Source organism: Nocardia callitridis (assembly GCF_039543305.1).
GTDB lineage: Bacteria > Actinomycetota > Actinomycetes > Mycobacteriales > Mycobacteriaceae > Nocardia > Nocardia callitridis.
This window is the reverse complement of sequence record NZ_BAABJM010000001.1, coordinates 809,948-829,814: the sequence shown is the minus strand read 5'-3', so window position 1 is coordinate 829,814 and position 19,867 is coordinate 809,948. Positions and strand designations below refer to the sequence as shown.

Sequence of the window (19,867 nt, the reverse complement as noted above, 5' to 3'; positions counted from 1 at the left end):
AACCGAAAGTGGTTGCAGCACTGTCCGAATCCCTGCTCGACGATGCCAAGCGTCCGGCCTTCCTCGCCGATGCCGTCGAGGTTCTCGACGCCGAGGTCTCGGACAAGGGCGGAGCGTCCGGCCTTGCGGTGAAGGGTGGCTACGCGGCGGTCAAGAAGATCAGCCCAACGATCGTGCCCGACGCGCTGGAGTCGTTGGCGCCCAAACTGCTGACCCAGCTCGAGCCGTTCTGGCAGGAATTCGCCGCGTCCGGCACCGGCACCTTCGCCGACCTGCTGGCCAGCAAGCCCGACGAGGTTGCCGAGGCACTGCTCGCGGTGACCGACGAGCGTGCCGAAGGCTCGACGCGGCCCGCGCTCAAGAAGGTCTACTCGTCGATGCGGTCTTCGGCCAAGAAGAACGTCATCGAGGCGCTGCCTCGCGTTGGCGACCTGGTGCAGAAGCACGCACAGTAGACCCTGTGATCTCGCGGACAACGCCGCTCGGTTCGATCTTCGAACCGGGCGGCGTTTTCTATTGCGGGGCGCGAGCCGCGGCGCGCGGTGTGAGTAGTGTGACGCTGATGCGGGGGGCATTGTCTGGAAGGCTGAACCTGTGAATCCGTCTACAGCGCAAGCGCAGGTCGTCGTCGACGAACTCGCCAGGGGTGGGGTGCGCGACGTGGTGCTCTGTCCAGGCTCGCGCAACGCGCCGCTCGCGTTCGCCCTGGAGGCCGCCGATGCGGCGGGACGGCTACGGCTGCACATGCGTGTCGACGAACGCACCGCGGGGTTTCTGGCGATCGGTCTCGCGCTGTCGAGTCGGCTGCCGGTTCCTGTGGTGATGACTTCCGGTACCGCCGTGGCGAATTTGGGGCCCGCGGTGCTCGAAGCGAACTACGCACGGGTTCCGTTGGTGGTGCTCAGTGCCAATCGGCCCTACGAGATGCTCGGGTCAGGTGCCAATCAGACCGTCGAGCAGTTCGGGCTTTTCGGCAGTCAGGTGCGTGCGAATATCAGTCTCGGTCTGGCGGAGACCGAGAGCGGCGAGCTGCCCTACGGCCAGCAGAACAGTCAGTGGCGTTCGGCGGTCTGCCGGGTGCTGGCCGCCGCGCGCGGGACGCGCTCCGGCAATGCGGGTCCCGTGCATTTCGACATTCCCCTGCGTGAGCCGCTGGTGCCCGATTTGGCGCCCGGTGAGGTCGCGCCGCAGGGTCGCGCCGACGATCACGCGTGGACGCGTTCGCGCAACGCCACCCTCGACGTTCCGTTGGATCTGGATCTGACCGCCGATACCGTCGTCATCTCGGGCCACGGTGCTGGCCTGCGTCCCGAGTTGGCGCACCTGCCCACCGTCGCCGAGCCGACCGCGCCCATGCACGGTCCTGCGTTGCATCCGCTGGTGTTGCCGCTGATGAAACCGAAGCAGGCCGTCATCACCGGGCGCCCGACGCTGCACCGGCAGGTGTCGAAGGTGCTCGCCGACCCGGATGTGACCGTGTTCGCGCTGACCACGGGCCCACGCTGGCCGGACGTGTCCGGCAATGTTGTCGCCACCGGAACCCGCGCGGTGATCACGGGTGCGCCCCGCGCGCAATGGCTCCAGGACTGCCGCGAGCGGGACACGAAGGCGTGTCAGGTGGTGCGCGACGAACTCGACCGGCACCCGAAACCCACCGGCCTGCATGTGGCCGCCGTGGTGATGGATGCCTTGCGCGACGGCGACCAATTGCTGCTGGGTGCCTCGAATCCGGTGCGCGACGCGGCCTTGGTCTCGCATCCGCGCCCCGGCGTCAAGGTGCTGTCCAATCGCGGTGTCGCCGGCATCGACGGCACGGTTTCCTCGGCGGTCGGCGCCGCGCTGCATCACGAGGGCCGCACAATCGCGTTGATCGGCGACCTGACCTTCCTGCACGACGCGTCCGGACTGCTGATCGGGCCGGGCGAGCCACGGCCGAACGACCTGACCATCGTGGTCGCCAACGACGACGGCGGCGGCATCTTCGAACTGCTCGAACAGGGCGACCCGCAATACGCGGGGGTGTTCGAGCGGGTGTTCGGCACCCCGCACGGCATGGACCTGGCCGCCCTGTGCGCCGCCTACCGCATCCCGCACCGCCAGGTCGATCCGGAGCGCTTGGCCGAGGAATTGGCCGGGCACGCGCACGGCACCCGCGTGCTCGAGGTGGCTACCGAGCGTTCCAGTCTGCGCGAATTGCACGCGGCGGTGCGGGACGGGATCGTGCTGTAGGGCGGGATCGGGTCACCGCGTGGTGGACCCACGACTCGGTCACCACGGTTTGTCACATCGGCGGAATCGAGAACTACCCGTTGGCGACCATCGCCGGTCGACGCCGAGGTAACTAGGCGCCAAGATCATTATCCGACGAGGTCGTCCGCCGAATCGTCGTCCTGCGCGTCCTCGTCTTCGTCGTCGAACGGGACCGGGACGGCTTGGTCGGCCACGTCCGCCGGGTCGGCGTCCCACTCGTCTCGGTGTGCGGTGCGTGGCTCGTATTCGCTGTCGTCGGGTTCGACGCGCGGATCCGCGGGGTCGTCCGGGTACGCCAGTGCGGCTTGCTCGGCCAGATCCGCCTCGGGAATCGCGTCGAGCGTGCGGGAAGTATCGCGATCAACCATCGTTGGCTCCTCTGCTCGGGCCCCGACTCGGCTATCGCTCGTCAGCCTCGACCGGAGCGGACAACAGTCCAACCCTGTCGAGCATCCTCCGCGTCCGGCGAACCGGCAAGCGAAGTGATCGAGTTGCCGATCAGGCAGACGCGAGTTGGAGATCGTTCTCGCGAGAGAGCCCGGCAACCGGCTCATCGGTGCCTTCGATCTGTGCCCAGGACGCTGGGAGCGGCGGTCCCGACATCGAGTTTTCGCGCACGGATCAGCGCGTTGAGAACCACAGGGATTCGCCCATCGTGCCCTGGTGCCCAACTGGCCGCGATCGCGATTGTCGCGTCGTCGTGCAAGTCCCTGCAAAACCCCTGGAATTCCGCGGCCAAGCTCACGAATAGTGCGAGGTTCAGGTGGGTCGTCGCGTATTGGCGGCCCCGGCGATTGCCGGTGGTTTTGGCATGGACGGGTTACTTCACCAATCACCGTTGTTGGACACTCGCCGTTGTTGGACACGGTTTCGGTGGATTGTCCCGTCGTGGCAGGTACCTGGTGCGAAGACGGCTTAGTTCCGCACGAATGTGCCTGCGCTGACGGCGGTTACGGCGGCATGGGCGGACATGGTCGCGGCGGTGTCGTCGAGGGGGTCGCCGCTGAGGAGCATGCGGTAGTAGAGGGGGGCGGAGACGGCGGAGAGTACGGCGCGGGGGTCGGTGCCCGCGGGGGCTTCGCCGCGTTCGACGGCGGCGTGGACGCAGGCCGACCATTCGGTGAGTCGGGTGTCGAAGAAGTGGCGCAGGGCGGTGGCGGCGGAATCGTCGCAGGTGGCGGCGGCTATCGCGGCGGCGAACAGTTTGCCTTGGCGCGGGTCGGTGAGGGTCTTGGTGACAAGTCGGGCGTTGGCGGTGAGGTCGCCGAGCAGTGAGCCGGTGTCGGCGTGCGGCAGCGATTGCTCGGCCATGTCGATGAACAGGTCGGTGATCAGTCCCGCGGGCGTGCGCCAGCGTCGATAGACCGTGGTCTTGCCGACTTCGGCTGCCGCAGCCACACGGGCGAGATCGAGGGCGGCGAAGCCGTGTTCGGCGAGTTGGTCGCCCGCCGCGCGCAGCACCGCCGCGCGGACGCGTGCGGTGCGGCCGCCGGAGCGGACGGAGCCGGGTGCGGCTGGCTCAGCGGGACTCATAATGGGACTCCAGTTTCATTTAGTGTCGCGTGGGTGTAATGTGCAGATCGTTAACGGAACTATAGTCCCTTTAGGAGTTCTCATGGAGTACCGGCGACTCGGCGCCTCGGGTCTGTCCGTTCCGGTATTGAGCTTCGGCGCGGGCACCTTCGGCGGACGCGGCGAGATGTTCAGTGCCTGGGGCGATACCGATGTCGAGCAGGCCCGACGACTGATCGACATCAGCCTGGACGCGGGCGTCACGATGTTCGACTCCGCCGACGTCTATTCCGAGGGCGCGTCCGAGGAAATCCTGGGCGCAGCGCTCAAAGGCAGGCGTGACCGCGTGCTGCTCTCGACCAAGGCGAGCCTGCCGATCGGGGACGGCCCGAACGACGCGGGATCGGGGCGCGCCAGGCTGATTCGCGTGGTCGAGGACGCACTGCGCAGGCTCGACACCGACTACATCGATCTGTTCCAGCTACACGCCTTCGACGCGGCGACCCCGATCGAGGAAACCGTCGCCGCACTGGACGGCCTGGTGCACGCGGGCAAGATCCGCTACCTCGGTGCCTCCAACTTCGCGGGCTGGCAACTGATGAAATCGCTGGCCGTGGCCGACCGCAACGGCTGGACCAGGTACGTCGCGCACCAGGTGTACTACTCGCTGGTCGGACGCGACTACGAGTGGGAGCTGATGCCACTCGGGCTCGATCAGGGTGTCGGCGCCGTGGTGTGGAGCCCATTGGGCTGGGGCAGGCTCACCGGCAAAATCCGCCGAGGACAACCACTTCCGGACGGAAGTCGCCTGCACCGCACCGCCCAGGCTGGACCACCGGTCGATGACGAGAAACTCTACGACGTGGTGGAGGTGCTCGATGAGATTGCCGAGGAGACCGGCAAAACCGTGCCGCAGATCGCCCTGAACTGGTTGCTGCGTCGGCCGACCGTCGCCACGGTCATTGTCGGTGCTCGCGACGAGCGGCAGCTGCGCCAGAACCTCGGCGCCGTCGGCTGGCGATTGGACGACGACCAAGTCGCCCGACTCGACGCCGCGAGCGCGCGTACCCCGCCGTATCCCTACTACCCCTACCACCTGTTTCCCGACTTCGCCCGGCTGAATCCGCCTGCGGTGTAATCGGATACCGCGTGGTGTCTGCTCTGGATCCGGCCCGATCACGTGGTGTCGCGACAGTCCGCGCCCAACGCGCGGTGCACGGGCCGAGACGGCGACGGTCAGTACACGTCGCGCAGGTAGCGCTTCTCGGTCGTGAGCTGTTTCTTGAAGGCGCGGGCACCGTCGTCGTCGAGGTTGCCGTGCACGCGAGCGATACGCAGCAGCGTGTCGTCGACATCCTTGGCCATGCGCGCGGCGTCGCCGCACACATACAGGTGGGCGCCGTCGCGCAGCCACGACCACAGCTGCGCGCCGTGCTCGATCATGCGGTGCTGCACGTAGATTCGTTCCCGCTGATCGCGGGAGAAGGCCACATCGAGGCGGGTGAGGAAGCCGGAGCGGAACATGTCCTCCAGCTCGGTGCGGTAGTAGAAATGTTGTGCCGCGTGCTGGTCGCCGAACAGCAGCCAGTTGCGGCCGGTGGCGCCGAGGGCGCGTCGCTCGTACAGGAACCCGCGAAACGGTGCGATGCCGGTACCGGGTCCGATCATGATCATCGGCGCCGTGTGGTCGACCGGTGGACGAAAGTGCGGCGCTCGCTGCAAGAAGATCGGGACCGGCTGGCCGTCCACCCGATCGGCGAGGAAGGTCGAACACACCCCGCCACGCTGAGTCGACCGGTCGCCGTAGCGCACAACTCCGACGGTCAGTTGCACTTCGTCGGGGTCGACCAGCGGGCTGGAGGAGATCGAATACTGGCGCGGCTGTAGCCGTTTGAGCACGTCCAACCAGTCGACCAGTCCGGCGCGGACGGGGAAGTCGGCGAGCACGTCGGCGGCGGTGCGGTCCCACAGATAGCTGTCGAGTTCGTGGCGATTGTCGCGGCGCAACAGCTTGGCGAGCCGAACGTCGGGGTTTCGTTCGGCGAGGAAACCCAGGAGGGCCGGGTTCACCTTGGTGATGTCGTAGCCGGTGCGCAGGGCCTCGGTCAGCGGTAGTTCGCGGCCGTCGAGTTCGATGCTCATGCGGCCGTCGAGCCCGGTCACCGCTAGCCACTGGTCGATCAGCGCGGGATCGTTGGACGGCCAGACACCCAGCGCGTCACCCGCTTCGTAGTGCGCCCCCAGATCGCGCAGGTCGAAGCCGACGCGGCGTACCTCTTTCGCGGAGTCGGGGTGCGACAGTGCCTCGTTGCGCAGCAGCGGAGCCCGCAGCGGAGCGTTGCGGGTGAAGGGAGCGGCTCGGTTCGGGGACGGCGAACCCGATCCGTCGGTGCGGGGGCGGGTGATGGTCGCGGTACGCGAAGCCGGTCCGCCGGTGCCGCCGTGCGTCGGCGCAATCGCTGTCGAATCAATCGCGACCGCATCGAGATTCGTCGACGACCCAGGACCGTTCGCCGTCGCCGTCGCGCTCGACGCCGTGGCGGCCGCCGGCACGGCACTGTCCGGTGCCGACGCGCCCTCGAGCACGGTGACGACCGCATCGAGCCACCGCGCACCGGCGTCCTCGTAGTCGGGTTCGTTGTCCACCCGCGCGAGCAACCGTGTCGCACCGCGTTCGGCAAGGAGTGCGTCGAGTTTGCGCCCGTGCCCGCAGAAGTCGTCGAAGGAGGAGTCGCCGAGCGCGAAGACCGCGAAGCGCGTGCCGGTCAATCGCACCGCGCTCGCGGATAACCGATCCCAGAAATCGGCGCCGTTGTCCGGCGGCCCACCGTCACCGAAAGTACTGGTCACCACCAAGATATCGCCGGAAAGCGCACTCAGCTCACAGGAATCCATGTCCGACACCGACACCACGAACCCGGCATCGGCGAGTCGCGTGGCCGCCGCGGCGGCGAATTCCTCCGCGGTACCCGTCTGCGACGACCACAGCACCGTCACCGCATGCCCCGAAACCCGCTCGGGTTCCTCGGATGCGACCGAGGCATCGCGCGCGTACATGCCCGCGAGCAGCCCGTCGATCCATATCCTGGCGCGCTCCGACAGCGGCGCGGACGCGGGAAGCACCGGCTGACCACGGACCGGAAGCTCGTGCAAGGCCGCGAGATACCCGCCGAGATAGATCTGCTCGGTCGCGGTGAGCGTCGGCGCACCGGTCGGCAATCCGAGCATGGCGGCCAACGGGTGGCCGTTATCGACCGGTAGCTCCTGTTGTTTCGGCAGCGCGGCAACCCGACGCAGCGCCACCGCGCACTGCTTGAACTCCGGTTGCAGCGAATCCGGATCCACCGCGTCATTGGTCACGGCGTTGATCGTGAGATATTCGCCCTGCTCGTCGTTCCAATGAAACGGCGCGAAGCAATCGCCGTGGCGCACCCGATCGCTGACGCGCACCGGCAACACCGCGCGCCCACGCCGCGAGGCGATTTCGAGCTGATCGCCCGCGCCGACACCCAGTGCCTCGGCGTCGGCGGGATGAATCTCCACGAACGGCGCACCGGTCGCCTTCACCAGCTTGTCCACCTTGCCGGTCTTGGTCATGGTGTGCCATTGATGCTGCAGCCGACCGGTATTGAGCAGGAACGGGTAGTCGTCGTCGGGCATCTCGTGCGGCGGAAGGTGTGGACGCGGCCAGAAGACCGCTCGTCGACTCGGTGTCGGGAACGCCAACTCCGGCCGATGCCCGTCCTCGTCGACGAACAGGGTCTGCGCGACACCGTCATTGCGGTATCTGATCGGATTGCGCGCCCGTTCGGCATCCGAGCAAGGCCACTGCATCGGACCTTCCCGCAGGCGTGCGTAGCTCATGCCGCGCAGGTCGTAGCCCGTCGCCGGGTTGCTGAAGCGTTGGATCTCCGCGAAGATCTCGGCGCCGCTGGCGTACTCGAAGCCGGGGAACCCCATGGCCGTCGCGACATCGGCGATCAGCCGCCAATCCGGGCGCGCGTCCCCCTTCGGGGCGACCGACTGGTTCAGCAGCGTCACCGTGCGTTCGGAATTCACCATGACGGCGTCGGCCTCGGCCCACAGGGTCGCGGGCAGTAGCACGTCGGCGTATGCATTGGTGGCCGTCTCGGTGTACGCGTCCTGGGCGACCACGAATTCGGCCGCTTCCAGCCCCGCGATCACCGTCTTGCGATTCGACACCGTCGCCACCGGATTGGTGCAGATGATCCACGCCGCCTTGATGTTTCCCTCGGCGAGTTGGCGGAACATCGCGATCGTGCCAGGGCCCGACTCGGTGCGAAGCGTGTCGGGCGCCAACTCCCACTGCGTTTCCACGAAGGTGCGGTCCTTTGCCGAGAGCAGGCTGCGTTGACCGGGCAGACCGGGACCCATATAGCCCATTTCGCGCCCGCCCATCGCGTTGGGTTGACCGGTGAGCGAGAACGGTCCGCTGCCCGGCCGACAGATCGCGCCCGTCGCCAAGTGCAGATTGCACAGGGCGTTCGTATTCCAGGTTCCATGCGTGGACTGGTTGAGTCCCATCGTCCACAGCGACATCCATTCGCCAGCGGACCCGATCCATTCCGCCGCGGTACGGATATCCGACTCGGCGATCCCGGTGATCTCGGCGACGCGATCGGGCGGATAGTCCGCGAGGAACTCCGGCATCGCCGCCCACCCTTCGGTGTGTGCGGTGATGAAGTCGGTATCGATAGCGCCGTTGGCGACGAGCAGGTGCAGCAAGCCGTTCAACAGCGCGAGATCCGTGCCGGGTGCGATCTGGAGAAACAGGTCGGCGCGTGCCGCGGTGTCGGTGCGTCGCGGGTCGACCACGATCAGTCTCGCCCCCGCCCTGAGTCGATCGGCCATGCGCAGGAACAGGATCGGATGACAGTCGGCCATGTTCGCGCCGATCACGAAGAACACGCCCGCGTGCTCGAAATCGTCGTAGGAGCCGGGCGGTCCGTCGGCGCCGAGCGATTGCTTGTATCCGGTGCCGGCGCTGGCCATGCACAGCCGCGAATTCGCCTCGATATGCACCGTCCGCAGATAGCCCTTGGCCAGTTTCGTGGCCAGGTATTGCGCCTCCATCGACATCTGCCCGGAGACATACACCGCGATCGCGTCCGGCCCGTGCTCGTCCAGGATCGCCCGCAGTCGGGCCGCCACCTCGCCTACCGCCTCGTCCACCGGCAGCGGCAACGGCGCCTGGCCGCGTTCGGGCCGACGGTAGGCGGTGTCCATCCTGCCGTCGGCGCGCATCATCTCCGCGTGCGTCGCGCCCTTGGTGCACAGCTTGCCCGCGTTGGTCGGATGCAGTTTGTCGCCGCTGACCTTGGCGATCACCGGGGATCCTTGGGCACCGTCCTCGGTGCGCACGGTGATTCCGCAGCCGACACCACAGTACGAACACGCGGTTCGGGTGGTGCCCGCCGCGAGTACTGGCAGGTGCGCGTCCGGCATGCCACCGATGATGCGCAAGCCCGGTTGCGCCCGATTTACCCCGCGTTATCGGGAGGTCACATTCCGCCGCACCGCACGAAATCACCGCGGTGAGGTCGGCGCCGAAATGTCGGAATCAGCCCAGCTTGTAGCCGCGATGCAAGGCAACGACGCCACCGGTGAGGTTGCGCCATTTCACCGAAGACCAGCCGGCCTCGGCCACCCGCTCGGCCAGCCGGCGCTGATTGGGCCACTCCCGAATCGACTCGGCCAGGTACACGTAGGCGTCCGGGTTGCTGCTCACCGCGCGCGCCACCTTCGGTAGCGCCTTCATCAGGTACTCCATGTACAGGGTGCGAAACCCAGGGATGACGGGTGTGGAGAACTCGGAGATCACCAGCCGTCCGCCCGGCTTGGTCACCCGCAGCATCTCGCGCATGGCCAGGTCGATATCGGCGACATTGCGCAGACCGAACGAGATGGTCACCCCGTCGAACGATTCGTCGGCGAACGGCAAGGCCATCGCGTCCGCCGCCACCATCGGTACCTGACGGAAGCGGCCCGCCGCGAGCATGCCGAGGGAGAAGTCGGCGGCGAGACTCCATGCACCGGACTTCTGCAACTCCAGCGTCGAGACTCCCGTGCCCGCGGCGAGATCCAGCAACCGCTCACCGGGGCGCGGTGCGAGCGCCTGCCGCATCGCCCAGCGCCAGTACCGATCCTGTCCCGCGGCGATCACCGTATTGGTCAGGTCGTAGCGCCGAGCGACACCGTCGAACATCGACGCGACCTCACGGGGCTGCTTGTCCAGTGAGGCCCGGTTCGATTGTGTTTTCGCCACGGCATCGACCCTAACGCCGAATCGGTCAGGTACCTACCTCCGGTCCCTCGCAGCGCGAGGTCAGGCGGTGTGCGGCAGCTGGATTCGGCCGCCGGTTCCGGTCACGGCCTCGTAGTGGCCGATCAGTTCGGCGCAGATCGCCGGCCAGGTACGCGGCAGCACCGACTTGCGTGCGGCCTGGGCGAATCGGGCGCGCAAGGCCGGATCGTGCAGTGCCGCAACCGCGCTCGGTAACAGTTCGCCGAATCGGTCGACCGGGAGCAGGTACCCGTTGCGGCAGTGCGCGATCAGATCCTTGGGTCCACCCGCGTCGGGCCCGATCACCGGGACACCCGAGGCCAATGCCTCCTGCACCCCTTGGCAGAACGTTTCGTGCTCGCCCGCGTGCACCATCACATCCAGGCTGGCGTAGGCCCGAGCCAATTCGTCGCCGCCCAGTTCGCCGGTGAAGACCGCCGTCGGCATGATCCGCGCCAAACGGGCGCGATCGGGTCCGTCACCCACGATCACCAACTGGATGTCCTGGTCGTCGGCGAGTACCGCCAGGCGCTCCACGTGCTTCTCCGGTGCCAGCCGCCCGACGAATCCCACGATCAGCCGGTCGGTGTCGCCCAGCCATGCCGTGCGCTGGCTCGCGCGTCGCGCCGACGGGTCGAAGCGCGCGATATCGACACCGCGACCCCACCTGTGCACGCGCGGAACGCCGTGGCGCACCAGGTCATCCATCGCCGCCGTCGAAGGTGCCAGTGTCCTGGTCGCGCCCTCGTGCACGCGCCGCGTCCAGCCCCAGGCCGCCTTCGCCGTCAGCCCGAGGCCGTAGCTCTTGGCGAACCCCGCCACATCGGTCTGGTATACCGCGACGGCGGGCAGATCCAACCGCAGTGCGGCGCCGAGTCCACCGGCGCCGAGCAGGAACGGCGAGGCCAGGTGCACTACGTCGGCGTCGAAATCGGCGATGGCCGAGACGATCCCCGGCTGCGGCAAGCCCACCGGCAGCGAGCTGATCTTCGGCACCATCACCGCGGGAACGCGGTGCACGCGGAAGCGGCCGTGCCAATGCGGCGCGGGCGGCAAACCTCTCGGTGTGTCGGGGGCGATGATCAGCGCGTCGTGTCCGTGCCGGTCCAGGTGCTCCAGCACCCGCAGCACGGAGTTGACGACGCCGTTCATCGACGGCAGAAACGACTCCGCAACGATCGCTACACGCACTACCCCAGGGTGACCGCCGCAGCGCGCCGCGTCGCCACATGGGCGTGAAGGGCACGGAAAGTTCCGGCGAACTACTGGCTTCGCGCGTCGAGGCGTCGAGCTCCCGACGCCGAATCCGGGCGCGGTCGGCCGATCGTGGCGCCCGTTCGAGTGCACGAAAGCGAGACGGCCGCGAACTGACTGTGCCGTTCTCGCATCGCTCGGGACGAGGTGTTCGGCGGCTGGCCGAGCGGCTGAGTGGTGTACGCACGGTGGCGGTTTCACCGGGTGACAGCGCCCGCGCGTACAAGGTCACCAGGACAGCGGCGCGGTGGATGCGGAGCGACCGAGGTAATCCTTCGGCAGGCGCCGGATCCCGTGCAGAGGTGTCGGGTGTCGGACGCGACGGCGGCTGTGCGCTGCCCGGTCGTTGCTACTCCCGGTGGTGTGCGGCACCGTTCGACGCGAAGTCGACCCGCCGCTAGCCCTGCGGCTGTGGTAGCGACCGTGTCAGCGTCTTGCGTCGATCGGCGCGCAGCAGCGCCCACAACGCGGGGATCGCCAACAACCAGGCCACGACGATCACCGAGAGCGCTGGCAGGATCGCGACGCTGGCATCGCGACCCTCGACCCGCACCAGGTCGGGGTCGCTGCGGCTGTACTCGACGCGGATGCGTTCGTTGGCGGTGAGATTCGTCGGGTAGAGGACACCGACCTTCGGATTGTGCGTCTCGCCATCGGGGGTGACATACATCACCGCCGAGCGCAGCCGACCTGCGGACAGCACCTCGGCGGTGGCCATGCCCTTGTCGGAACTGATCAGGTAATCATCGCGCCACGCGGCGAACACCAGCAGCACCATGAGCACGCTGATCGCGACTGCCGTGATCAGGATGCCCATCCGCGCCCGCCGCAGTCCGTCCGCCTGCGGGACCTGGCGCACGCAGTTCGGCCACCGGGTGGACTGACTGGATTCCGACACGCCCAACAGGCTACCGAGCTGCTCGCCGCGCTATCGCGCCCCTACTCCGCACGCCGACAATGGCAGCCCCGCACAGTCGTCCCGAGTAGCTGCCGCTCGGCCGGTGTCGGTCGAGGCGGGACCCTTCACCCGCGGTTACGCACCTGACCGGTGTCTGGGCGAACGCGCACGGCTACCCGGCCATGCCGCTGGACGGCGTTTGAGCCGAACAACATCCGGGTTCGACCTGACCGAGTCCTTGAACCAGCTGACCGCGCGCCTCGAGGCAACGGACAAGAAGCAGCTGGCCGACGCCGTCGACAGCATGAGCAATGTCTTCGAAACGCTGCCCGATGACCTGAGATCCTCGCTGGACGGAGTGTCTCGCCTGTCGGAACCGACATCTTGCGGTGGATTTCGTGCGCGCGGCAGCTCCCCGTCCCTCCGGACCGACTGGCCAGAGCCTTCCTCTCGGCCCGAATCGGTTCGAGCACAACCCGATCCGATCGCGCGCGTGACAGGGCGCGCTCGCGAATCACGGCCGATGCCGGCGGCCTGTGGCACCCGAGATCGGTACCCGCGAACGCCGCCGGCCTGGTCGAGACCTCAGGTGAACGGTGCGAGTTCGTCCAAGCGCATAGAGGCCATTCCGGCCACGCGCCAAGCCCGTGCGGTGAAATCGACGTCCTCTTCGGTCACCAGATTCCCCATCACGCGAACCGCGGTGCGCTGCAAGTATTTCGATCGCAGCACCGGAGGCCCGCCGATCGGCACCATCCGTGGATGGGTTGCCAGGCCCGCGATGCGGCGCGCGACCGAGAAGGTGCGCCCGTAGCGATCCCGCAACGTTCGCGGCCACACCTGGGTGAGGTCGGGCTCGTCGAGCAGCCGAGCCAGCATGCGCCCGCCCTCCAGCCCGTAATCGATGCCTTCACCGTTGAGCGGATTCACACACCCCGCCGCGTCGCCGACCAGCGCCCAATTGCGTCCGGCCACATGCGAAACCGCGCCGCCCATCGGCAACAGCGCCGAGGCCACGGCGCGCAACGACCCCTCGAACTCCCATTCGTCGCTGCGCAATCGCGTGTAATGCTCGAGCAATGGCTTCAAGGCGATGTGCGAGGGCCGCCGCTCGGTCGCCAGCGACCCCACGCCGATATTGACCTCGCCGTTGCCGAGTGGGAACACCCAGCCGTAGCCGGGAACGAGCTCGCCGTCGGCATCGCGCAGCTCGAGGTGTGAGGTGATCCACGGATCGGCGCTGCGCGCGGACTTGATGTAGGCACGCGCGGCGGTGCCGTAGGCGTAGCGGCGATGCCATGTCCTGCCGAGTTGGCGGCCGATCGGTGAGCGCACACCGTCGGCGACGATCAGCGTCGTGCAGACGATCGTGTGCGTTCCGTGCGCGGTCTTGACGACGGCGCCACTGACGCGGTCACCCTCGCGAGTGAGTTCGAGCACTTTCGCGCCGTCGAACATCCGCGCCCCGGACGCCACCGCCGTCTCGCGCAGCTTGTTGTCGAGTTCGGTTCGGGGAACGGCACTTCCATAGGCGGGAAACGATCCTTGTGGCCAGGTCAGAAGGGCTTCACGGCCGAAACCGGTCATGCGGAGACCGTGATTGACGGTGTGCTCGCGTACCCAATCGCCGAGGCCGAGGTGTTCGAGTTCGGCGGTGGCGCGCGGGGTGAGCCCGTCACCGCAGGTCTTGTCGCGCGGGAAGACCGCCGAATCCAACAGCACCACATCGCGTCCTGCGCGCGCGGCCCACGCCGCCGACGCCGAACCGGCGGGTCCCGCTCCGACGACGAGCACTTCGGCACGGGTGGGTAATGCCTGCGCAGCGGCGTCGTCGGTGACTTCCGGTGAACCCATGCGCTCAATAATCGCAGCACGACCGGATTCCTGTCGAAGGTGGGCGCGCGCCGGGTTTCGCCCGCCGAGCGGCGGCGGCGGAAAATGGCGTGCGAGAGTCCTCGATACGCCACAGAGTGACGGTGTTCATGGGCCATCGGACCGCGACAAGATAGGTTCTCTACCGTGGGGTCGGACGCATCGCTGGGAGAAGAAATGAGCACATCGGCTGTGAGTGCGGAGAGCACGGTGGTCGCCGGGGTCGATCTCGGTGATACCGAGCTCGCCGCCACGGTGCGCACTGGCCTGGAATCGGTCGAAAAGCTCCTGGTCGACGAGCTTTCCGACGGTGAACTCTTCTTGCAGGAGGCCGCGCTGCACCTGGCGAAGGCCGGTGGCAAGCGATTCCGTCCGTTGTTCACCATCCTCACCGGACAGCTCGGCCCTCGCCCCGGTGACCCGGCGTTGGTCACCGCGGGCACGGTCATCGAACTCGTGCACCTGGCCACGCTCTATCACGACGATGTGATGGACGAGGCATCCATGCGCAGGGGAGCGCCGAGCGTGAATTCTCGCTGGGGAAACAGCGTCGCCATCCTCGCGGGCGACTACCTGTTCGCGCACGCCTCCCGGCTCACCTCCACCCTCGGCCCCGACGCGGTGCGCATCATCGCCGAGACCTTCGCCGAGCTGGTGACCGGGCAGATGCGCGAGACCATGGGCCCACGCGATACACAGGACCCGGTCGAGCACTACCTGCGGGTGGTCTGGGAGAAGACCGGTTCGCTGATCTCCGCGTCCGGCCGTTTCGGCGGGTCCTTCTCCGGCGCCGGCGCCGAACACGTCGAGCGACTCGCGCGCCTCGGCGACATCGTCGGCACCGCGTTCCAGATCTCCGACGACATCATCGATATCTCCTCGGCCGCCGAACAATCCGGCAAAACCCCCGGCACCGACCTGCGTGAAGGCGTGCACACGCTGCCGGTGCTCTACGCGTTGCGCGGCGACGACGAGACCGGCGAGCGCCTGCGCAAGCTGCTGGCCCGCCCCTTGGAGACCGACGAAGAGGTCGCTGAGGCGCTGGCGTTGCTGGCCGATTCGGCGGGTATGACGCAGGCGAAACAGAAATTGCAGACCTACGCCGATTCCGCGTACGCCGAGTTGTCGGCGTTGCCGCCCGGCCCGGCCAACGACGCGTTGGAGCGGCTGGTTCGCTACACCATCGAACGGGTGGGCTGAAGCCGCCAACCGGTGTCGGTGCGCAGGAACTTTGCCCGCTACCTCCGTCGTTGATCTTCTGTCAGGCACTCAACGAACGGGGGAGTGGCAAGGGAGCGGGCGTATGCACGGGCACGGGTACGCGAATGGTGTGAAGACGTTCGGACTCATGGTCGGCTTGTCGGCGTTGATCGTGTTCGCGGGTGCGCTGTTTCGCAGCCCCACGATCCTGATCATCGCGATCGTGCTCGCCGTGGGGATGAACGCGTACGCGTACTTCAACAGCGACAAGATCGCGTTGAAGGCCATGCACGCGCAGCCGGTCAGCGAGCTGGAGGCGCCGGTCATCTACGGGATCGTGCGCGAGCTCGCGACCATGGCCAGGCAGCCGATGCCCCGGCTCTACATCAGCCCCACCAACGCGCCCAACGCGTTCGCCACCGGCCGCAGCCCCCGGCACGCCGCGGTGTGCTGTACCAGCGGCATTCTGCAATTGATCGATGAACGCGAGTTGCGTGCCGTGCTCGGCCACGAGCTATCGCACGTCTACAACCGCGACATCCTGATCTCCTCGATCGCCGGTGCGCTGGCCTCGGTGATCTCGGGTCTGGCGAACCTGGCGTTCTTCGCGTCCATGTTCGGCGGCGGCAATCGCAACGGTGAGGGGCCGAACATTCTGGGTGTGCTGTTGATCAGCCTGCTCGGGCCGATCGCGGCGACCTTGGTGAAGCTGGCGGTGTCGCGTTCGCGCGAGTTCCAGGCCGATCAGTCCGGCGCCGAGCTGACCGGTGACCCGCTGGCGCTGGCCTCGGCGTTGCGCAAGCTGGAGCGCGGGACCCAGGCGGCCCCGCTACCCCCGCAGCCGGATCTCACCGCGCAGTCGCACCTGATGATCGCCAACCCGTTCCGGGTCGGCGATCGGGCGGCGCGCTGGTTTTCCACCCACCCGCCGATGGCCGAGCGCATCGCGCGGCTCGAACAGATGGCGGGTGGGCCGCCGGATCAGCGGTAGTTCACGAATTGCAGTGCGATCCCGAAGTCCTCGCCCTTGAGTAGCGAGATCACCGCTTGCAGATCGTCACGCTTCTTGCTGGTCACGCGTAGCTCATCACCCTGGATCTGCGCCTTGATGCCCTTGGGGCCCTCGTCGCGGATCTTCTTGGAGATCTTCTTCGCGTGCTCGGTGTCGATGCCCTGGACCAGGGTGCCGGTGATCTTGTAGGTCTTGCCCGATGCGGCGGGCTCACCGGTTTCGAAGGCCTTGAGCGAGATGTCGCGGCGAATCAGCTTCTCCTTGAACACCTCCAGCGCCGCCTTGACGCGCTCTTCGGCCTCGGCGGTGAGCACGATGCTCTCCTCGCCGGACCATTCGATGCTCGCGCCTGTTCCGCGGAAGTCGTAGCGGGTGTTCAGTTCCTTCTCCGCCTGATGCAGAGCGTTGTCGACCTCCTGTCGGTCGACCTTGCTGACGACGTCGAAAGACGAATCGGCCACACTGCGCTCCTGTTCCTCACGACCGGACGGGGACTCACTGCCGCGCCGATGGCGTCGGCACCCGTCAGTTCTACCCGGATGATCCGCGCCGGATCTATTCGGGCGACCGGTACCGGTGGATCTTCTTGGACAACGATGTCGACAACCCGCTTCGGTAGCGGCGACGCTGGTGCGTTCGCGGTGCCCATGGCCAGCCGGTTTGCATTCGGGGCCGGGGTCCGTTGTATTCTGCTCTCCGCGTCGTGAAGGTAGAAACGTGGCGCAACGGCGGGCTGCCCGAGCGGCCAATGGGAGCAGACTGTAAATCTGTCGGTGAAAGCCTACGTAGGTTCGAATCCTACGCCCGCCACGTCAAGCCCCCGCGGATCGTTCATCGGTTCGCGGGGGCTTTGTCGTTGTGGCACTACGTGATTGGTGGACGGCCACCGGCGGGCTCGGTCTGCGTCCGCTGCCGTCGCGCGTGGCTCCCCAGGGTCGGGAAAGTGGCTCTGACCATCCGGTTTGGTGGTGGGACCGCACAGTGTGTAACCTCGTTCAAGACTTCGCCGCGCCGGAGTCGAAGCAGTTCTGATTTCGGCGCGACAATAAGTCACGCCCCCTTAGCTCAGTCGGCAGAGCGTTTCCATGGTAAGGAAAAGGTCAACGGTTCGATTCCGTTAGGGGGCTCGCCGGATTGCCGGTGGTGACCGACTCGGCATCGCTTATCGTTCCCGAATGTTGTGGGGCTGGGTGCGGCACCATGGCAATGCGACTCGTGGCGGTGTAGCTCAGTCGGTAGAGCAAACGACTCATAATCGTTGTGTCGCCGGTTCAAGTCCGGCCATCGCTACCAACAGACCGATCAGTCAATCTGGTTGACCCGAAAGAAGGAATGTCGTGGCCGCGAAGTCCACCGATGTCCGGCCAAAGATCACCTTGGCCTGCGAGCAGTGCAAGCATCGTAACTACATCACCAAGAAGAACCGGCGCAATGACCCGGATCGGCTGGAACTGAAGAAGTTCTGCCCGAACTGCGGCACACACCGGGCGCATCGCGAGTCCCGCTAGCTTCCACCCGCGAAGCTGCCGCACGCGGCAATACGCGATGGGGTCAGCGGTGAGTTCGGGGCGCCTGAGCGGTGTCGTTCTTCGCTGTACACAGGTGCGTTCCACCGTTGCCCAGAGTGCGGTGGCGAGCGCTCCGCGATCCCGGGCTCGGGATCAGATAGGTACAGTTTTACCGTGACACTCAACACCGATACCGAAAATGTGGTCGAGCAGAGCGAAGGTGCCAACCCGGCGACCAATGCGGCCGTCATGGTGGGGCATCACTACCGTGTCGACGACTACTACGAGGTCGGACGCGAGAAGGTGCGTGAGTACGCACGTGCGGTACAGGACTACCATCCGGTGCACTGGGATGAGAGCGTCGCCAACGAGTACGGCCACGATGGTCTGCTCGCACCGCTGACCTTCATCTCGCTCGTCGGAATCCTGGCGCAGCGCAAGCTGTTCGAGGAAGTCGTCACCGGCTACGACCTCAGTCAGATCATGCAGACCGATCAGGTGCTGGAGTTCCATCGGCCGATCAGGGTCGGTGACCAGCTGACCTGTGACGTGTACCTGCACTCGTTCCGGCAGGCGTTCGGCGGCGACATCATGGTCACCAAGAACATCGTCACCGCGCAGAACGACGAACTGGTGCTGACCACCTACACCACACTGATCGGGCGCAGCGGTGTGGACATCGACCCCGGTCTCAGTGACGCGGTCGACAGCGTGCTCATGCACGGTGTCGGTGCCGACGTTCCCGATCATCACCCGCGCACCGCGCTGGCGATCGGCACGGGCACGCCGAGTACCCCGGTCGCCCCGCCGCAGCTGGCCGCGAGCAAGCACGCGCGCAACTTCGATGACGTCTCGCCCGGCGACGAGCTACCCCCGCGCACGGTCCGATTGACCCGAGGCGATCTGGTGAACTACGCCGGTGTCTCCGGTGATGCGAACCCGATCCACTGGAGTGATCAGGTGGCGAGCAAGGTCGGGCTGGACAATGTGGTCGCCCACGGCATGCTCACCATGGGACTCGGCGGTGGCTTCGTCACCTCGTGGCTCGGCGATCCCGGCGCGGTCAAGGAATACAACGTTCGCTTCAGTAGCCCCGCCTACGTGGGCACCGAGGCGCCCGCGGCGATCGAGTTCACCGGCAAGGTGAAGTCGGTGGACGAGCAGGCGCGCACCGCGGTGATCGCCCTCGTCGCGAGGTCGGCCGGCCGCAAGATCTTCGGTCGCGCGACGGCGACGGTACAGCTGGCCTGACCGCGTTGGGTGGGCCTGATTGGCTAATGCCGCGCGCGGTAACGTAGACTTAGGAATCTGGGGTTACCAGCTGTTGCGCGCTGCTCTGTAGGCCTGGTTCCAGGCTGGTCCGCGAGGACGAGTCGACGGGGCCCGGAACTGCCGGAGCGGCGCGCGTGTTGTGTAACGCCGGAGGAAAACTTCCAACTTCATATTCGAACTTTTTTCACAGTGGCTGGACAATCTCCATCCCGTCCAGCCGAAGGGGCGTAGCTCAACTGGCAGAGCAGCGGTCTCCAAAACCGCAGGTTGCAGGTTCAAGTCCTGTCGCCCCTGCCCTGGATGCCAGCGACGAGAGAGGATCGACGTGAGCGAGCGGGATATTCGCCACGGTGCGCATGCGGGCGACGACGAGCCCGAAGATGCGGCCGACTACGGCGATGACACCGCCGTGTCGAATCGACCGAGCGGTAAGCGTTCCGCGCGACGTGGTCGTGGTTCGGTCTCCGGGACTTCAGGGTCTTCGGATACGGGCTCGCTCGCCACGCTGGAGCGTCCTTCGACGCGCAAGTCAGCCAAGGCCGATCGGGACGAGCGCCCCTCGCGCAATCCGATCAAGAACCTGATCAAGTTCTTGCGTCAGGTCATCGCCGAACTGCGCAAGGTGATCTGGCCCAATCGCAAGCAGATGATCACCTACACGAGCGTTGTTCTGGTGTTCGTGATCTTTATGGTCGCGTTCATCAGCGGATTGGATCTGGCGTTCGTCAAGGGTGTCGACTGGCTGTTCGGCTAGCTGAACGACGCCGAAGCCGGAAGCCGGCCCC

General features: G+C 66.8%; 16 protein-coding genes and 4 tRNA genes. 12 read left to right on the top strand and 8 right to left on the bottom strand.

Annotated features, from left to right (window positions below; genetic code table 11):
* The first annotated feature begins 8 nt into the window (after positions 1 to 8).
* A complete protein-coding gene (locus ABEA50_RS03480; RefSeq protein ID WP_345493530.1) occupies positions 9 to 455 on the top strand; it encodes a DUF6918 family protein in 447 nt (148 codons plus the stop codon).
* A gap of 139 nt (positions 456 to 594) precedes the next feature.
* The gene (gene menD / locus ABEA50_RS03475; protein WP_345493529.1) at positions 595 to 2,229 is read left to right on the top strand and encodes a 2-succinyl-5-enolpyruvyl-6-hydroxy-3-cyclohexene-1-carboxylic-acid synthase; all 1,635 of its coding nucleotides are present in this window, start codon (positions 595 to 597) and stop codon (positions 2,227 to 2,229) included.
* A gap of 128 nt (positions 2,230 to 2,357) precedes the next feature.
* Here the strand turns inward: menD and ABEA50_RS03470 are convergent, their stop codons facing one another.
* Both ABEA50_RS03470 and ABEA50_RS03465 read right to left on the bottom strand, forming a co-directional pair.
* Positions 2,358 to 2,618 carry a hypothetical protein gene (locus tag ABEA50_RS03470; RefSeq protein ID WP_345493528.1) on the bottom strand — a complete coding sequence of 87 codons (261 nt, stop codon included), beginning with the start codon at positions 2,616 to 2,618 and terminating at the stop codon, positions 2,358 to 2,360.
* A gap of 547 nt (positions 2,619 to 3,165) precedes the next feature.
* Positions 3,166 to 3,783, bottom strand: coding sequence for a TetR/AcrR family transcriptional regulator (locus ABEA50_RS03465; RefSeq protein WP_345493526.1), 618 nt, complete (start codon positions 3,781 to 3,783; stop codon positions 3,166 to 3,168).
* 82 nt (positions 3,784 to 3,865) lie between these two features.
* Here ABEA50_RS03465 and ABEA50_RS03460 point away from each other — a divergent pair, with 82 nt between their 5' ends.
* The gene (locus tag ABEA50_RS03460) at positions 3,866 to 4,900 is read left to right on the top strand and encodes an aldo/keto reductase (protein WP_345493525.1); all 1,035 of its coding nucleotides are present in this window, start codon (positions 3,866 to 3,868) and stop codon (positions 4,898 to 4,900) included.
* A 98-nt stretch (positions 4,901 to 4,998) separates the two neighbouring features.
* Here the strand turns inward: ABEA50_RS03460 and ABEA50_RS03455 are convergent, their stop codons facing one another.
* The 5 genes from ABEA50_RS03455 to ABEA50_RS03435 all read right to left on the bottom strand — a co-directional run bounded on the left by ABEA50_RS03455 (position 4,999) and on the right by ABEA50_RS03435 (position 14,072).
* A complete protein-coding gene (locus ABEA50_RS03455) occupies positions 4,999 to 9,228 on the bottom strand; it encodes a bifunctional nitrate reductase/sulfite reductase flavoprotein subunit alpha (protein WP_345493524.1) in 4,230 nt (1,409 codons plus the stop codon).
* Between the two features lie 115 nt (positions 9,229 to 9,343).
* On the bottom strand, positions 9,344 to 10,048 hold the full coding sequence (locus ABEA50_RS03450; protein ID WP_345493522.1) for a demethylmenaquinone methyltransferase: 705 nt from the start codon (positions 10,046 to 10,048) through the stop codon (positions 9,344 to 9,346).
* A 60-nt stretch (positions 10,049 to 10,108) separates the two neighbouring features.
* Complete coding sequence (locus tag ABEA50_RS03445) at positions 10,109 to 11,257, bottom strand: glycosyltransferase family 4 protein (RefSeq protein WP_345493521.1); 1,149 nt, start codon at positions 11,255 to 11,257, stop codon at positions 10,109 to 10,111.
* Positions 11,258 to 11,717: 460 nt separating this feature from the next.
* Positions 11,718 to 12,137, bottom strand: coding sequence for a DUF3592 domain-containing protein (locus ABEA50_RS03440; protein ID WP_345494635.1), 420 nt, complete (start codon positions 12,135 to 12,137; stop codon positions 11,718 to 11,720).
* A 666-nt stretch (positions 12,138 to 12,803) separates the two neighbouring features.
* Complete coding sequence (locus ABEA50_RS03435; protein ID WP_345493519.1) at positions 12,804 to 14,072, bottom strand: geranylgeranyl reductase family protein; 1,269 nt, start codon at positions 14,070 to 14,072, stop codon at positions 12,804 to 12,806.
* Between the two features lie 195 nt (positions 14,073 to 14,267).
* Here ABEA50_RS03435 and ABEA50_RS03430 point away from each other — a divergent pair, with 195 nt between their 5' ends.
* Together ABEA50_RS03430 and htpX are read left to right on the top strand one after the other, a co-directional pair.
* Positions 14,268 to 15,290 (top strand): polyprenyl synthetase family protein, encoded by a 1,023-nt coding sequence (locus tag ABEA50_RS03430; protein WP_345493518.1) that lies wholly within the window; start codon positions 14,268 to 14,270, stop codon positions 15,288 to 15,290.
* Positions 15,291 to 15,393: 103 nt separating this feature from the next.
* Positions 15,394 to 16,281, top strand: a complete 888-nt coding sequence (gene htpX / locus ABEA50_RS03425; RefSeq protein WP_345493517.1) for a zinc metalloprotease HtpX — start codon at positions 15,394 to 15,396, stop codon at positions 16,279 to 16,281.
* Here htpX and ABEA50_RS03420 read toward each other — a convergent pair.
* On the bottom strand, positions 16,272 to 16,763 hold the full coding sequence (locus tag ABEA50_RS03420) for a YajQ family cyclic di-GMP-binding protein (RefSeq protein ID WP_345493515.1): 492 nt from the start codon (positions 16,761 to 16,763) through the stop codon (positions 16,272 to 16,274). The two genes, htpX and ABEA50_RS03420, sit on opposite strands and share 10 nt — an antisense overlap.
* Positions 16,764 to 17,029: 266 nt before the next feature.
* Between ABEA50_RS03420 and ABEA50_RS03415 the strand changes: the two genes are divergently transcribed.
* The 7 genes from ABEA50_RS03415 to secE all read left to right on the top strand — a co-directional run bounded on the left by ABEA50_RS03415 (position 17,030) and on the right by secE (position 19,836).
* A tRNA-Tyr gene (locus ABEA50_RS03415) sits at positions 17,030 to 17,112 on the top strand.
* Between the two features lie 244 nt (positions 17,113 to 17,356).
* Positions 17,357 to 17,429, top strand: a tRNA-Thr gene (locus tag ABEA50_RS03410).
* 90 nt (positions 17,430 to 17,519) lie between these two features.
* Positions 17,520 to 17,595, top strand: a tRNA-Met gene (locus ABEA50_RS03405).
* 44 nt (positions 17,596 to 17,639) lie between these two features.
* Complete coding sequence (rpmG, locus tag ABEA50_RS03400; RefSeq protein WP_011211653.1) at positions 17,640 to 17,810, top strand: 50S ribosomal protein L33; 171 nt, start codon at positions 17,640 to 17,642, stop codon at positions 17,808 to 17,810.
* 174 nt (positions 17,811 to 17,984) lie between these two features.
* Positions 17,985 to 19,061: a fused (3R)-hydroxyacyl-ACP dehydratase subunits HadA/HadB gene (locus tag ABEA50_RS03395; protein WP_345493508.1), complete on the top strand. Its 1,077-nt coding sequence runs from the start codon at positions 17,985 to 17,987 to the stop codon at positions 19,059 to 19,061.
* Between the two features lie 242 nt (positions 19,062 to 19,303).
* Positions 19,304 to 19,376: transfer RNA gene (locus ABEA50_RS03390), tRNA-Trp, on the top strand.
* Positions 19,377 to 19,407: 31 nt separating this feature from the next.
* A complete protein-coding gene (gene secE, locus ABEA50_RS03385; protein WP_345493507.1) occupies positions 19,408 to 19,836 on the top strand; it encodes a preprotein translocase subunit SecE in 429 nt (142 codons plus the stop codon).
* Positions 19,837 to 19,867: the final 31 nt, after the last annotated feature.